The 17392-nt window shown below is 34.4% G+C and carries 7 protein-coding genes, 1 tRNA gene and 1 pseudogene; 8 read left to right on the forward strand and 1 reads right to left on the reverse strand.

The window, feature by feature from the left end; translation table 11 throughout:
• The 8 genes and pseudogenes from ACI5KZ_RS14125 to ACI5KZ_RS14160 all read left to right on the forward strand — a co-directional run.
• Positions 1-1172, forward strand: a pseudogene (locus tag ACI5KZ_RS14125) (hypothetical protein); the annotation flags it as partial.
• 78 nt (positions 1173-1250) lie between these two features.
• Positions 1251-10901 (forward strand): T9SS type B sorting domain-containing protein, encoded by a 9651-nt coding sequence (locus ACI5KZ_RS14130; protein ID WP_406847993.1) that lies wholly within the window; start codon positions 1251-1253, stop codon positions 10899-10901.
• Positions 10902-10942: 41 nt separating this feature from the next.
• Entirely contained in the window at positions 10943-11914 is a 972-nt protein-coding gene (locus tag ACI5KZ_RS14135) for a type IX secretion system membrane protein PorP/SprF (protein WP_406847994.1), read from the forward strand.
• 262 nt (positions 11915-12176) lie between these two features.
• Positions 12177-14186, forward strand: coding sequence for a M43 family zinc metalloprotease (locus ACI5KZ_RS14140; RefSeq protein WP_109310175.1), 2010 nt, complete (start codon positions 12177-12179; stop codon positions 14184-14186).
• Positions 14187-14249: 63 nt separating this feature from the next.
• Positions 14250-15404 carry a PLP-dependent aspartate aminotransferase family protein gene (locus tag ACI5KZ_RS14145; protein WP_109310174.1) on the forward strand — a complete coding sequence of 385 codons (1155 nt, stop codon included), beginning with the start codon at positions 14250-14252 and terminating at the stop codon, positions 15402-15404.
• Positions 15405-15408: 4 nt separating this feature from the next.
• Positions 15409-15993 carry a TMEM175 family protein gene (locus ACI5KZ_RS14150; RefSeq protein WP_109310173.1) on the forward strand — a complete coding sequence of 195 codons (585 nt, stop codon included), beginning with the start codon at positions 15409-15411 and terminating at the stop codon, positions 15991-15993.
• A gap of 4 nt (positions 15994-15997) precedes the next feature.
• Positions 15998-16723 (forward strand): bacillithiol biosynthesis deacetylase BshB1, encoded by a 726-nt coding sequence (gene bshB1 / locus ACI5KZ_RS14155; RefSeq protein WP_406847995.1) that lies wholly within the window; start codon positions 15998-16000, stop codon positions 16721-16723.
• A gap of 77 nt (positions 16724-16800) precedes the next feature.
• Positions 16801-16876, forward strand: a tRNA-His gene (locus tag ACI5KZ_RS14160).
• Positions 16877-16946: 70 nt separating this feature from the next.
• On the opposite strand, the gene ACI5KZ_RS14165 is transcribed toward ACI5KZ_RS14160, so the two are convergent.
• Complete coding sequence (locus tag ACI5KZ_RS14165) at positions 16947-17381, reverse strand: TlpA family protein disulfide reductase (protein WP_406847996.1); 435 nt, start codon at positions 17379-17381, stop codon at positions 16947-16949.
• Positions 17382-17392: the final 11 nt, after the last annotated feature.

Below are 17392 nucleotides of genomic sequence, written 5' to 3' on the forward strand. Positions count from 1 at the left end.
AACAAGCTAGATTAGCAGCCGAAGCAGCAGCTCAAGCACAAGCAGACGAACAAGCTAGATTAGCAGCCGAAGCAGCAGCTCAAGCACAAGCAGACGAACAAGCTAGATTAGCAGCCGAAGCAGCAGCTCAAGCACAAGCAGACGAACAAGCTAGATTAGCAGCCGAAGCAGCAGCTCAAGCACAAGCAGATGAAGAAGCTAGATTAGCAGCCGAAGCAGCAGCTCAAGCACAAGCAGATGAAGAAGCTAGATTAGCGGCCGAAGCAGCAGCAGCTCAAGCTGATATTGAGGTAACTCAAAAAGATGCTTTAGCTAAATCTATGTATGCATTGACAGAGGAAACAAAAGCATCTAAAGAAGAACAAGACGCTTTATTAATAAGGTTAAATGAGGTTGTTGTTACCAAAGAAAAAGATCTTAAAGACTTAAAAGAAGAAAACGATTTAAGTGAGCAAGGTATTTATCTTGAACCAAAACCGTTTAAGAGTATTTCAGCAGAAAATAGAGCTTTAGAAGCTTTAAAATCAGATTTAGATGCAGCTATTTCAGAACGTAACAAGACCATTACTGAATTAGAAAATATATATAACCAACGTATTAAAAAAGGATCAAACAGAAATGATGAGACAAGTCAATATTATTTAGAAACAATTCAAACTTTAAAAGAAGAACAGGCAGAATTTGAAAGAACAAGAGCCAGTTTAGTTTCGTCTTTAGAGTCTATTAAAGTAGCTACAGAAATAGAGAGAAAACGAAGAATTAAAAGAGCTCTTTATGATAATGAAAAGGATAGACATCAAAAAGATATGGCTAGCTTAGAAAGAATTATTAATAGCACGCCATTAAGTACAGAGCCTTTAACTGCAGAAGACTTTAATTTTGGAGAAGAACAAAGTAGTAATGTTCAAATATTAAAAGGTGTACAAAATGTAGAAAAAGGCTACTATATGATATTAGCTGTACATGAAAATATAAATGATAGAGATGAATTTTTAGAAAAAGTGGTATCTGCTGGACAATCAAATATTAATTTCTTCTATGATGTTAATACCAGTAAGTATTATATCTATTCTCAAAAATTTGAATATGTAGAAGAAGCTATGAGAGGATTAGAAAACAAAGGAAATTTACCATATAATGAAAAAATGTCTGTTGTTAAAATAGAAGAATAGTAAAAATATGAAAGCCCCCATTTGGTCTTTTTAATGCCCCTTAAAAAGATGAAATGATTATATATAAATAAAAATATCATGAAAAAACCTACTTTTTTTAAGATTGGCATTGTTGTAATCATACTACTGTTGAGCATGCAAACATTTGCTCAAAACTTTGTGCCCTTCACACCGAGATTTAATAGTGATTTAAAAGGAGATATTCGCTTAATTGGGAATAACATTCTAGGACCAAGCAATAGTCCATTTAATGACAATTCTGTTTATAACCATAATGTTGATATGCAATATATTGATATTGACGGCGATGGATCTACATTTAATTCCTCAAGTGCGGATTTAGAAATACCAAACCCAGGATGTTATAAAATTGTTCATGCAGGTTTATATTGGGGAGCCGTTACTAACGGAAATGATCCAATAACTCAAGTAAAATTTAAAGGACCCACTGGCGGTTATAATGATGTAGTAGGTACTGTCATTTACGAAGCCAATGGCGTAGAAACTGGAAATAGTTATCCTTATTCTTGTTTTGCGGATGTAACATCAATTGTTACAGGTTTGGCTGCTAATTTAGGAACATATACAGTAGGAAATGTGTCCACAGCAGTTGGGGAAACCTCAACATTTAATCCATATAACGGAACAGGTTATTCGGCAGGATGGTCTCTGTTTATTGTTTTCGAAGACCCAACTTTACCTGGTAAATCAATTACAAGTTTTGATGGTTTTAGTTCTATAAATAGCTCTGTAAATGTCGATATTCCAGTGTCTGGATTCCGTACAGTTCCAGCCCCAATACCAGTTCGAGCAAACTTTGCTTTTGCTGCCTTAGAAGGAGATAGCCCAATTCAGAATGATAGGTTGATATTAAATGGTGTGACCATGTCTGCTGTCGATCGACCAGCAAATAACTTTTTCAACTCTTCGGTTACACAATTAAGTGCTTTACCTGTTAACAATAGAGTTCCAAATAGTACAAATACTCTAGGTTTTGATACAGGAGTTATGGTAGTTCCAAACCCTGGCAATACTGTTATTGGAAATGATGATACAACTGCTACTATCCGGATGGAGAGTAATCAGGATCAATATTTTGCATATTTCTGTGCATTTGCTGTAGATATTATTGAGCCCAAGATTGTTCTTACTAAAATTGTTGAAGATGATCTTGGAAATGATATTGGCGGTTTAGCTATTGGCTTAGGACAACCTTTAAATTATATTATTGGTTTTCATAATTCAGGGAATGATGACGCAAATAACTTGATCATTCGGGATATTTTACCTGTAAATATTATTTTTAATTATCCAGCAGATTTAGGAGTATTACCACCTGGAGTAACAGTACTTAGTTACACTCCAGCAACAAGGGAGATAGTTTTTAGTGTTGATAATTCCATAGTTGAACAAGGTGACCCAGTTACAGAAATTAGAATTCATGCTCAAGTTGTAGATAGTTGTAACGAACTTGCAGATGCCTGTTCGAATATTATTAATAATCAAGCATTTGCAACTTACAGTGGTGTTACTAATCCATTTTTTGTAATTTCAGATGATCCAAGTTTAAATTCTAATACAGGCTGTTTAATTACGCCTCAAGCAACCAATTTTTTAGTAGATTTAGATTGCGAATTTATAGAAAACGTTATTCTTTGTGGAGATAGTGTTCAATTAACAGCTGCTAATGGTTACGATTCGTATTCCTGGTCTACCAGTCCTACTGGAACACCTGTAATAGGAACCACTCAAACGATTACAGTTACTGCTGTTGGAACTTATTATGTTCATAATACAGCTGTTGCTCCATGTCAGTCTATTGATCAAACTTTTGTTGTTACTAATTATGGAGGTACAACATTAACAAATCCTGTTATTCCATTTGCAGATCAAGTGGTTACTTGTCCTAACAATGGAAAACTATTGCCAAACATCTTTTTATGTGGTGCTAATGACTTTAGATTAATTGAAACAAATATTACAGATGCTTCATCTATTATTTGGGAGCAACTAGATGAAGGTAGTTGTACACCTGTTAGTAATACAGACTGTGCAAATGAAAATGCCGCTTGTTCATGGAACCAAGTAGGAACAGGTCCAACTTTTAACGCAAACACATCTGGACAATTTAGACTAACCTTAAATTATGAAGGCGGTTGTTTTAATCAGTTCTACTTTAATGTCTATCAAAATGTATTAAACCCAACGGTTACAAGCAACGATATTATTTGTACAACACCAGGACAAATTACTGTTGGTGGTGTACCAAATGGTTACGAATATAGTATTGATGGAATCACCTATCAAACAAGTAATATTTTTACAGTAACAGTTGCTGGTACCTATACAATTTATATTAGACAAGTTGGGGCACCAACTAACCCGTGTATTTTTACAGTGCCAGATGTTCAAATAAGAGAAAGAGACTTTACAGTTTCTTTAACTGTAGCTCAACCTTTGTGTTATGGAGATAAAGGAAGTATTACTTTGGCAGCTAATGATGTTGAACCACAATATTTCTTTTCAATTTACGATGGCGCTACACTTGTAAATAGTGTAGGACCAATCACTCAAAATAATTATACATTTTCTAACCTAAATCCTGGAGTTTATACCACTTTAGTGGAAACAGAAGACGGGTGTACACATACTGAAGATGTTGAAATAATAGAACCACCTCTATTAACAGCAACCTCAGCACTTACAAGTCCATTAACTTGTACGGATGGTGAAATTACGGTGTATGCCACTGGAGGAACGCCACCATATTTTTACTTTGTAAATAGTACAACAGTATTCCAAACAGTGCCAGAAATTGTTGTTACTGCTCCAGGAGTTTATAACATTACAGTTATAGACTCTAATAACTGTGAAGCAACAACATCCATTACAGTCGATGCATCTTTAGCTCCAGAATTTACTGTAGATCAAACAAATATTTCTTGTGCAGGATCAGATAATGGAACTATTACAATAAATGTTACCAATACTAATGGAAACAGTTTGATGTATAGTATTGATGGAGGTATAACTTTTGTGAATTCAAATGTATTTACGGGACTTTCTGTTGGTAATTATGATGTGGTAGTACAATATACAATAGGAACGGATGTATGCCTTACTGACCCACAAACAATAACAATTACCGAAAGTGATCCACTAACAGGAACAGCCACTTTAACAGCGCCATATACTTGTACTACTAACGGTGAAATTACAGTTACAGGAGTTACAGGAGGAACACCACCTTTTACCTATAGTATTGATGGAATCACTTTTCAAAATGGTAACGTTTTTACTGGCTTATCAAATGGAACTTATACAGTAACAGTTCAAGATGATAGTGGTTGTGTTTTTATTGTGGATACTATAACCATCGATCCATTAAATCCTCCAACAGATTTAACGTTTGATAATACCCTTTTAAGTTGTCCATTAAATACGTCATCAATAACAATTACTGGTACAACAGGAGGTACTGGTACTCTGCAGTACCAAATTATTGCTCCAGCTTCTGCTGCGACACCTTACCAGACATCAAATGTTTTTGCCAATTTAGCTCCTGGAACTTACACTTTCCAAGTGATTGATGAAAATGATTGTACATATTCAGAATCTTATACAATTAATCCTTTACCAGCATTAACGGTAGTAGGACAGAATATGAGTGATGTAACTTGCTTTGGAGATTTAAATGGCTCAATTCAATTTACTGTATCTGGTTCAACAGGATTTAATTATACTATAAATGGAGGAAGTGTAACAGCTGGTACTTCACCAATAATTTTAACAGGTTTAGCTTCTGGTAGTTACACCATTGTTGTTACAGATACCACAACAAACTGTGATGCGACTGCAACCTTAACTGTAGATGCACCAACTTCTGCTTTAAGTATCACAACTACAATTAGTCCAATTACCTGTAATGGAAATGGACAAGTTGTTATTAATGCTACTGGAGGATGGGGAGGAAACACCTATAGTCTTACTTTGCCAGATAGTACAGTTCTTCCTGCACAGGCTAGTAATACTTTTGTTAATTTAACGCAAACAGGAACTTATACAGCAACAGTTATTGATGCTCAAGGATGTACGGTTTCAACAACATTCGATTTAACAGTTCCTACAAGCCCAACAGCATCAATTGATGTAACATCAGATTATTGTTATGATGCAACCAATGCAGCAACACTTGAAGTGACTGCATCTGGTGGTCAGCCACCTTATCAGTATAGTATTAATGGTGCACCATTTACTTCAAATAATATTTTTAACAATTTAGTTCCTGGTACTTATACAATTATAGTAAGAGATGCATTTGGTTGTACTTTTACACTACCAGCTGAAACTATAGCTTCAGAATTAACAGTTAATACTATTGTTACTAAAGACTTAGATTGTACTTCATCGCCAGATGCCGTTATTACTGGAACTATTTCTGGTGGTTATGCTCCATATACCTACGAAGTTTCTATAAATGGAGGAGCATTCACTGCCTTAGGTACAACAGGTTCGCCATTTACATATACTACAGCAACAAACGGAACATATCAATTTCAAATAACAGATGCTCAAGGTTGTACGTCACTTTCAGGTGTCAATACAATTGATGCTCTTACGCTGCCTGAAATTATTTCTGTAACTCAAATCCAACCTATTTTATGTCATGGTGATGAAAATGCAGCTATAGATGTGGTTATAAATACAACAGTTGGTGAGCCAGCTTATGTTATTAATGTGTTTAATACAACAACAGGAACTGATTATGGTACACAAACCTCGGGTCTTTCAGCAGGTTCTTATACCATTACTTTAACCGATAATAATTCATGTACAGATACTGCAACTATAATCATTGCAGAACCAACACCAATTGTAGTAAATTATCATGCTGTAGATATTACTTGTGGACCTCTAGGTGTTTCACAAGGATCTGTTATAGTCGATGGTGTAACAGGAGGAACACCTCCTTATAATTATTTTGTAACAGGAACGAATGGTTATTCTAATTCTGAATTAAATACTACAGGATCAACATCGGTTAGTTTTGATGTTGTTGATTTCGGATTATATCAAATTAATGTGGTTGATGCTAATGGCTGTTCTATTTTGGTTCAAGATGTACTTGTTGCATCTCCACCAGATGATTTAGATATTAATATTACCGCAACAGCCGACTGTCTTTTAGGTGGTGAAGCCGTTGTAACTATTGGAACCACTTTAATTAGTCCTGGCCCATTCTACTTTAGTATTTATCCAGCAGTTGGTACTCCTCCTGGTGGATCATGGATTCCAGAATTGACTCCAGGAAGTGCTACTTTTTCTAATTTATTACCGGGAGTTACTTATACGTTTATTGTATTTGATGCTTCTACAGGTTGTAGTTACTATGAAACAGCAACGAGTCCAATTCCAACAAATTCCACATTAACAGCAACAGCTGTAACAGCGAATAATATTACATGTACTGGTAGCGCAGATGGTAATGTATCATTTACTATCAATAGTACGTATGCTTCAGCTACTAATGTGACTTATGAGATATTTGATTCTTTTACATTAGTAACAACCGGAATTAGTGGAACTGGAACAGTACCAGCCAATGGTACTTTACCTGTTGCGAATTTAGGGCCTTTACCTTTTGGGAATTATTTTGTATTAATTAGTGAAACCTCTGGACCTAATACAGGATGTAGTGTGGTAACAGTACCTTTTAATATTACTGAGTCGGCTATAGAATTAAGCTTGACTGCTACAGTCGATCAAAATGCGAATTGTCATCCAAATTCTGGTGTTATAAGCGCTATTGCTACAGATGGAACACCACCATATATGTATCAAATCACAACCATAGCAACGCCACCAGTTGCAACAGACCCTTCTTGGGCTTCTGCCAATGTATTCAATATGGATGCTAATAGTTATTATGTGCATGCGATGGATGCTTACGGATGTATTAAAACAACACCAGTTTTAGTATTACCAATGGACCCTTCACCAGTTGTTTCGGCTACAGTGAATAATCAATGTAATACTTCTGAAGGTAATTTTGAAATTGATGTTACGTTAGCTACTGCTGGAATGCCACCTTATACTTTTAGTATTGATGGGGGCGCATTTCAATCGCAAACGACTCCATTTACAATCTCAAATTTAAACTCTGGAAGTCATACAATTGTAGTAAGAGATGTGAATGGATGTGAAAATGCTGTAAGTGTTGTTATTGAGCCACCATTAGGTATTACTCCAGCAGTAACAGGAATTACAACCTGTTCTGATGATGATGGTGAAATAACAGTGACAGCTCTAGGAGGAACAGGTGCATATACTTATTCTATTAGTCCAAATCCTGCTTCTATTACACTATTAGGTAATGTGTTTTCTGGAGTGCCTTCGGGAACATATACGGTAACGATTACTGATGCAACAACAGGTTGTACTGAGGATGCGACCATTACTTTAGATGCTGCAATTCCTGTATCTTTTACGACATCTGTTACAGATGTGAGTTGTAATGGAAGTAACGAAGGCGTGATAACAGTTACTTTAGATGCTGGAAACGACAACCCTATTTATACTTATGAAATAACAGCTCCAATTGTTGTAGCTCCTCAAAATTCGAATGTGTTTACTGGATTAGTTGCAGGAACTTATACAGTTCAAGTAAATTCTGGTAGAGGTTGTTCAAATACTATGGATGTTACAGTTGGAGAACCAACAATGCTCACCGTTTCGGGAACAGCAACCGATTTTGCATGTGCTGCCGATGGTACAGTAAACACCTCTGTTTTAACAATCACTGAAGTTGGAGGAACAGGTACTTATACTTATAGTATTGATGGAACGAATTATTTTACTTCAAATGTGTTCAATATTATTGATACAGGAAGTACACAAACGATTACTATTTATGTGAAAGATGCCAATGGGTGTATTGCTACAAACACAGTATCTATCTTACCTTTACCTACTTTAACTGCTGCAACTGTTGTTGAATCGACCCCTATAGACTGTAATAACACAGGTTCTATTGAAATTATTGTTACTGGAGGTTCTGGGAATTTTGAATATCAAATGTTGCCAAGTGGTACACCACAAGCTTCAAACATCTTTACCGTTACAATGCCAGGAGATTATTATTTCTTAGTAACCGATTTAGATACAGGATGTACAATGGCTACTGCAGCATATACAGTTTCGCCATTCGATACGGTTGATGTTGTTGCGACAGCTACTAATGCTGTTACTTGTTTTGGAGATAATAATGGTGCCATAGAAATTAATGTAAGTGGTTATTCTGGAGCTTATACTTATGAAGTTTTTGATAACACTGCTACATCAGTATTAGGACCAATTGCAGCTAATACAAGTACAAACCCTCAAGCTATTACAGGATTATTGGCAGGAAATTATACCGTTGAGGTTACAGAAACAGCGAGTCCGTTTTGTGTTACAACAACTAATGTTGTAACTATTATGTCACCAATTGAGCCTTTAGCTGTTGTGGCATTAGAGACTTCAAACGTGACCTGTACCAATGATTTAGGAACCATTACAGCAACTGCCACTGGTGGTTGGGGAACTTATCAATATGAATTAACAGGAGCAGCAACCGTCCCTTACTCTACAAATGGCACGTTTGAAAACTTAGCAGCTGGCACTTATACAGTAAATGTTATGGATGCTGGTGGTTGTATAGCTTCCGACACTGTGACCTTAGATATACCAAATCCTATAGATGCAACTGCTACAGCAAGTACCACTTTATTATCTTGTTTTGATGATGCCAATGCAACTATAACGGTATCAGCTACAACAGGTGGTTCAGGTAGTGATTATTTATATACACTTAACATGATTTCGCCTACTACTAGTTCTTCTGGACCTCAATCCTCACCAATATTTGGAGGGTTAGGAGTTGGAATTTATCAAGTTGTTGTTACAGATGCATTCAGCTGTAGTTTTACTTCAGCAGATATAGTAATCACACAACCAACACCAATAGAAGCTAGTTTAGTAAGTGAAACATCTCAAACATGTCTTACACAAGCGACACTTACATTAAGTGCTACTGGAGGAACTGGTACATATACTTATAGTGATAACCCTAGTTTTACACCAATTTTAGGTTCGTTTGCAACTTCAACAACATTCTCTGTTCCAGTAGGAACACATGAGTATTATGTTCAGGATGCGAATGGTTGTTTGGCGATTGTTTCTAATGAAATAACTATTGATCCACTACCAGATTTACTTTTAAATTTATCTTTAACTAATGCAACTATTAATTGTGCAGGAGATTCTACAGGAGTTGTTGTAGCAACAGCTCAAGGTGGTTTAGGAAATTATATATATACTTTACAAGACACCTTAGGTAACCCAATTCCTGCTACTCAAAATAGCCCAGGTGTATTTACCTTACTTCCTGCAGGAACATATCAAGTAGAAGTAGTAAGTGGTGATTGTTTAACGACGACAGCTCCTTTTACAATTACAGAGCCTTCGGCACCTTTGATAGCGCCATTTACAGTAACAGATGTTACATGTTTCGGAGCTAATGATGGATCTGTAACAATCAATGCTTCAGGCGGAACAGGTATTATTAAATATGCTATTTCTCCACAATTGAATCAGTTTTTCGACACTAATGTTTTTGAAAACTTAGAACCAGGGACTTATGATGTGATTGTTCAAGATGAATTAGGATGCTACTTAACACTTAATTTTACAATTAACGAACCAGCACCTGTAATAATTACTATCGTTCCTTCAACGATTATTCCAGAAGTTTGTGAGGGAGATTTAGATGGTGAATTTAGTATTGATATTGCTGGAGGAACTCCTCCTTACTCTGTAAGTATAGACGATTATAATGGGCCTTATACTACAGGTGCTCCAGGACAAACTCAGTTTGATTTTACTGGATTAAGTGGTGGAGATCATATGGTTTATGTTCGTGATAGTTCTGGTTGTGAATCTGAATGGAATATTACTTTCCCTGAATCTGTAAGAATTAATCCTTTGGTTACTATAGAATATGAATGTGTTAATAATGCACCTAGTAATATTGTTAGAGTTTCTGTTGATGATAGTAATGTGAATCTTGACGATTTAGATTATTCATTAAATGGGGGCACTTACCAAGCGAGTAATATTTTTATGGATGTAATTCCTGGAACTGGACATTTTATAGATGTTAGACATACCAATGGTTGTATACAAAGAACTCCTCTTTTCGACATAACTACTTTCGACCCTGTAACCTTAGTATTAAACGATGGTGAAATAAACGAAATAGTAGCAATAGCAGCTGGTGGTTCTGGCGATTATGTTTACACATTAAATGGAGAGGATTATGGAAGTACCAATGTCTTTGTTATTACTGAATCTGGAACATACACAGTAACGGTTACAGACAGTAATGGTTGTATGGCTGTTGCTTCAAGACATTTTGACTTTGTAGATGTTTGTATACCTAATTACTTCACTCCAAATGGCGATGGTGTTTTAGATGGTTGGGCGCCTGGATGTACCATTCATTATCCAAACTTAGATTTCGATATTTTCGATCGTTATGGTAGAAAAGTTGCAAGCTTAAGAATAGGTCAGACTTGGGATGGGATGTATCACGGAGAAGAACTCCCTACTGGAGATTACTGGTATGTTGTTAGGCTAAACGACCCTAAAGACGATAGAAGTTTTGTAGGTCACTTTACACTTTACAGATAATTTAAATACGGGTTAATATTTATAATTAAAAACGAATCAAAATGAAAAAACTAATTATATACTCTCTTTTTCTAATTATAACACAAAGTTATAGTCAAGAGTTAAATTTACCGGTATTTACTCAATACTTAGCAGATAATCCTTTTGTAATTTCTCCAACATTTGCAGGAATTGGCGACAATTTAAAAATAAGAGCCAACGGATTAACACAATGGGTTGGTATTAAAGGAGCCCCTGACAACCAATCTATTTATGCCGATTTTAGAATAGCTAGTCGTTCTGGAGTTGGAGTTTCATTGTATAATGATAAGAATGGAAATACCATTCAGAAAGGATTAAAAGTGTCTTTTGCGCATCACTTAATTTTAGACTATTATTCAAAGCAATATCTGTCTTTTGGTATTTCATATAATTTAAATAGTTTCAGAATTGATATTAATAACTTTGAACCAACTTATGAAACACCTATAATTGATCCACGTGTTACGGATGATAGAGCCATCTCAAATAATAATTTTGATGTTGGTGTTTTATATAGAAATAAAGGGTTCTACTTTAGTTTAAATGCGAATAACCTCTTACCAAAAGATATTGATGATTTTACAGGAATTGAACCCGATTTACTTTTAAACTATCAAATATATTCAGGAATAAGAATTCAAAGTAAAACCAATAAAAAACTGGAATTTGAACCTTCAGTCTTTTTTCAATACTTCGATAGTGACAATCGTTCAAGTACAGATATTAATATCAAGATTAGAAAGTACGATAGAAGAGAAGATTATTTTTGGGGAGGTATTTCATATCGCTTCCTAAATGACCAGGTGTTAAAACCATTAAATATTGGCCCTATGGTTGGAGTAAAGAAATCTAATTTCTATTTTGCGTATGCATATCAAATTACAACCAATGATTTAGCTGGATATAATTCAGGAACACATATGGTAACTATTGGTTTAGACTTTTTACAAGGGATTAGCGACTGTCCATGTACACAAAGTCCTCTACATTAGAAACTGTATAATTTTTTATATGTAAACCAATAAATTGTTGTTTTTATATAATTGTTTATATAGCAATGGTGGTATTTAAATGAATTTAGTATATTTGAAATCCTCTTAATAATTAATTTTCTCCATTTTCAAATTAATAGCGTTTTTTGTTATAGATGTAATGCTATAGCTTTATTCCATAATAATATTTCTGTAAGAATCTATTTTTTACTGAAATACAATAGTATTATTTAAACGAATTATTAATTTAAAACCAGCTATTTTGAAAAAACTATTACTATTATTTAGTGTTTTAGTCTGCTATGGTGTTTCTGCACAAAAACAATGTGCTCAAGAAGAATATCAGCAAAAAATTTATAATGAAAACCCTTCATTAAGACCTGAAAACAATCCAGCTTATCAAGAGTTAGAAGAATTCACTAAAAACTTTATACCTTCATCTTCATATGAAAGAAATTCAAATATAGGAGGTCTTGAAATTGGATCAGATTACATTATTCCAGTCGTTGTTCATATTATTCATAATAACGGAGTAGAAAATATTTCAGATCAAGCAGTTGAAAGAGCTCTTGAACTTTTAAATGTGTTTTATGCTGGAGAATCTGCTTTCGATCAAAATATAGATCCAGATTTTGTTCCAGTTCGTGGCGCCTTTACAGCTAAAAAATTAAAATTTGTATTGGCTAAATTTGATCCAGATGGAAACCCTACAAATGGTATCGATCGGCAAGTAGATGCAACCTATACATATCAAGGAGATAATAGCAATATGAGATTGTTATACCATTGGCCTAGAGAAAAATATTTCAATATTTATGTTGTTGCGCAATCTTGGACCAATAGTACAAGCTCGGGATTTGCAACATTTCCTCCAAGTGTCGATAGCCCTGCTAATGCTTATTTAGATGGACATGTTATGTCTGCATGGGCTTTTGGAGAACATGGAGAAATGTGGCAAACTTGGTATCATAATTTATCTCATGAAGTAGGGCATTGGTTAAATGTGTATCATATTTGGGCTAATGCTGGTGGTAATGGAGATCCATATTATTGTAATTTTGACGATGCTGTTGCAGACACGCCAAATACACAAGGAAATTCGTTAAGCGATTTAGATTATTTTCCTGGTGTAGGTGCTGTTTCTACTTGTGGGACCAAAGATAATTATACGAATATGATGGATTATACATCTTCTACTTATGCGATGTTTACTGAAGGTCAAAAAGCACGAATGGAAGCTACTTTAAACTCTTCTGTGGCAGATAGAAATAATTTATGGTCTGTTAGCAATGTTTTAGAAACATTATATGGCTGTTCTGGTGGTGTAGATTCAGATTTAGATATGATTCCAGATGCTTGCGATACTTGTCCTAATGATTATTATAATGATAGCGATGAAGATGGTATTTGCGATGATGTAGATGAATGTCATGGGTTTACAGATGTGAACCTTGATGCAAATCCTGCAGCTTCAGATGCCTGCGATCCATTATTGCCAATTATAAATTTCAATACAGAAACTGTTTTACCTTACGATGTTTCTGAAGATCGGGGTGTCACCATAAATTATAACCAAGGAGCTACCATTCATGTGTCTGTAAATGCATGGAAAGCCATACCTTTAAATTACAATATCACTCCAAATACCATATTAGAATTCGATTTTAAAAGTACTATAGATGGAGAGACTCATTATATTGGTATAGATAACGATTTACAACTAGATCCCATTTTAGCTTTTAAACTTTATGGAACTGAATCTATAACTCCCACAGTTAATTACAATGTAGATTACGACACCTATCAAGATGCCGATTTATTTACATATAAACATTATTCCATTCCTATTGGTGATTTGTTTAATGGAAATGCACCTTATTTATTCTTTACAGCAGGAAATGATATCTATAGTGAAGTATGGTATAATGGTTTGTATTATCCAGGAGGAGGAAGGTATAACGATGCTACGTCATTTTTTAGAAATGTAAAATTATATGAAAGTGACGTCCTTTCAACAAATGAAGTAAGCTTAGCGTCTAACATATCTATGTATCCTAATCCTACTAATAATCAAATGACAATTTCTTTAGCAAACGGATTAAAACTAAATGAAATTCAAGTTTTAAACACGCAAGGAAAAACAATTAAAACCTTCAGATTTAATAATGTAATTAAGGAAACAATTCGTTTAGATGAACTAGCATCCGGAATGTATTTCTTTAGAATTTCAACAGATGAAGGAGTAGATATTAAAAAAATAATAAAACTTTAATACATTATTAAAGTAGTTTTTAGCCCTTATTTTCTTAATTTTATGTACACTTAAATACATATCATGTCAAAAGGAAAATTAGGGCTAAATACTATCTGTACACATACAGGAGAAATTAAAGACGAGCAGTTTAAAGGTGCCGTTTCGCCAATTTACATGTCCACATCCTATCAATTTGAAGATGTAGAAGTTAAAAGATATCCAAGATATTATAATACTCCAAATCAAGAATATCTTTCCAAAAAGATTGCAGCCTTAGAACATGCCGAATCAGCTCTGATTTTTGGCTCTGGAATGGCAGCAGTAAGTACGACATTTCTAGCCTTTTTAAAATCCGGTGATCATTTGGTGATCCAAAATCCGTTATATGGTGGAACCAGTAATTTTATTAGAAAAGAATTTCCAAAATATGGTATAGAATACACGTTTACTGATGGTTATCAGGTTTCTGATTTTGAAAAAGCCATTCAGTCAAACACAAAATTAATTCATTTAGAAACGCCATCAAATCCACTATTAACTATTACAGACATTAGAGCTGTTGCAAGTTTAGCAAAATCAAATAACATTGTTGCTTCAATTGATAATACGTTTGCAAGTCCAATATTACAAAACCCAATTGATCTAGGAATAGATATTGTGATTCATTCTGCTACTAAATATTTAGGAGGTCATAGTGATATTTTAGCAGGAGCTGTAGCTGCATCTAAAGAACATATTCATCAAATTTGGGAAGTTGGTATTAACTTAGGAGGTAGTTTGAGTGATTTTATGGTTTGGATGTTAGAAAGAAGCATGAAAACACTTGGCTTACGAGTAAAGGCTCAAAGTAAAAACGCAAAGAAACTGGCAAAATTTTTACAAAATCACCCAGATGTAGAACATGTTTATTATCCAGGCTTAAAAGACCATCCAGAGCATGAATTGGCAAAATCTCAAATGAAAAGTTATGGAGCTATGTTGTCTTTTGAGTTGAACAATAACTTAAATGCTTCTGAATTCTTAAACTCTTTAGAGTTAATTAAACCATCGATGAGTTTAGCAGGAGTAGAAAGCACCATGTTGCTTCCAGCACTAACATCTCATGCGTTATTAAGCCAAGAAGAAAGAGATAAATTAGGAATTAGTAATGGTCTGATTCGTTTTTCACTTGGAATAGAATCTAAAAAAGATTTAATAAAAGATATAGAACAAGCATTAAATAAAATAAGACACTAAATACATGTTTAAAAATAGATTAGAAGCATTTACAGACGGAGTTTTAGCAATTATTATTACCATTATGGTACTAGAACTAAAAGTGCCACATGGTGGAGATTTCGAAAGTTTAAAACCTTTACTTCCTGTTTTTGGAAGCTACGTTTTAAGCTTTATTTATATTGCTATATATTGGAACAATCATCACCATATGATGCAAACTGTTAATCATGTTTCTGGTAGAATCTTGTGGGCAAACATGCATCTTTTATTTTGGTTATCTTTAATTCCATTTGTAACTGGTTGGATGGGAGAAAATCATTTCACTAATGCCACTCTATCTTTATATGGAGTAGTATTACTAGGAGCGGCAATAGCATATTTTATACTTCAAAAATTCATTATTGAAAGTCATGGCAAAGATGCTATTTTAGCAAAAGCATTAGGGAATGATGTTAAAGGTAAAATCTCACCTGTGTTATATGTTTTAGGAATTGTTTTTGCTTTTGTTAACGCATGGATTAGTGGTGCTATTTATATATTAGTTGCAATCATCTGGTTGATTCCTGACATGAGAATTGAAAAAGCAATTAAAGAACAGAAAAAATAAAAAAATGAAATTAGATATACTTGCGTTTGGAGCACATCCAGACGATGTGGAATTAGGCTGTGGAGCTACTTTAGCGAAAGAGATAGCTGCTGGTAAAAAGGTGGGCTTAATAGATTTAACTAGAGGAGAGCTTGGTACTAGAGGTACTGCAAAAACTAGAGATGAAGAGTCTGCAGCAGCTTCAAAAATTCTAGGAGCTTCCATACGCCATAATTTAGAATTTGCTGATGGGTTTTTTGTAAATGACAAGATACATCAATTGGAAATCATTAAAATGTTAAGAAAATATAAGCCCGAGATTGTGCTTTGTAATGCTATTGTAGATAGGCATATTGATCATGGTAAAGGCAGCAAATTAGTAAGTGATGCCTGTTTTTTAAGTGGGTTGATTAAAATAGACACCAAGTTTGATGACCATGATACTGAATGGCAAGCCCCTTGGAGACCTAAACAAGTTTATCATTATATTCAATGGCAAAATATAGAACCCGACTTTGTTGTAGATGTATCAGATTTTATGTCTAAAAAGATAGAGTGTGTTATGGCTTATAAAACACAATTTTATAATCCAGGTAGTAAGGCTCCTGAAACGCCTATCTCAAGCAAAAATTTTACCGATAGTATAGAATATAGAGCAAAAGATATAGGCAGAATAGTTGGAGTAGCATATGGAGAAGGATTTACTGTAGAGCGTTATCCTGTGGTTAACAGTCTGTTTGATTTGAAGTAAAAAAATAAAAAAATAATATTTATAAAAGTCTTTGTAGAAAAAGGGAAATAAATTACATTTGCAGTCCAATTTAAAATGGTGGTTGTAGCTCAGTTGGTTAGAGCATTGGTTTGTGGTACCAAGGGTCGCGGGTTCGAATCCCGTCTTCCACCCAAAAAACAAAAGCTTCACAGAAATGTGGAGCTTTTTTTGTTTGTATTACTAGACTAACAACCTTTTTTTCCTAACTGTTTAAAAGCTCTTCAAGAGCGTAATACAATCTGTTTTGAGAGTTTTCCTGAGAGCCATAAAAGGATTTAAATACTTTGGCCTCGACATTCAATATAATCCAATGTGGTGTGCCTTCGCATTTAAAAAAATCAAACCATTTATGATGTTGATCCAAGTAAATAGGAAAAGGTATTTCTTTTGACGTAAAAACATCTAATATATCTTGCTTACTTATTGTTTGATTTCCAAAGGTGCTATGAATGGCAAGTACTGAAAGTTCTGGATATTCTTTTGAGAATTGATAAGCTAATGGAATGGCACGACCAGTACAACCCAAACACTGGTTGTTATAAAACAGAATTAAAATGGGTTTACCTTTGTATGCTTTTATTAAGTCTGTTGCTTCGCCATCTAGTGTGTTTACTGTTATGTGGTTTATTTTGTTCAAGCTTATTATTG

The sequence above is a fragment of the Xanthomarina sp. GH4-25 genome (assembly GCF_045363175.1).
Classification (GTDB): Bacteria; Bacteroidota; Bacteroidia; order Flavobacteriales; family Flavobacteriaceae; genus Xanthomarina.

Bases quoted from the DNA above. Each gene is read 5' to 3' on its own strand.
- ACI5KZ_RS14130 (WP_406847993.1), top strand. From the start codon at position 1,251: ATGAAAAAACCTACTTTTTTTAAGATTGGCATTGTTGTAATCATACTA.
- ACI5KZ_RS14150 (WP_109310173.1), top strand. From the start codon at position 15,409: ATGTTTAAAAATAGATTAGAAGCATTTACAGACGGAGTTTTAGCAATT.
- bshB1 (WP_406847995.1), top strand. From the start codon at position 15,998: ATGAAATTAGATATACTTGCGTTTGGAGCACATCCAGACGATGTGGAA.
- ACI5KZ_RS14135 (WP_406847994.1), top strand. From the start codon at position 10,943: ATGAAAAAACTAATTATATACTCTCTTTTTCTAATTATAACACAAAGT.
- ACI5KZ_RS14145 (WP_109310174.1), top strand. From the start codon at position 14,250: ATGTCAAAAGGAAAATTAGGGCTAAATACTATCTGTACACATACAGGA.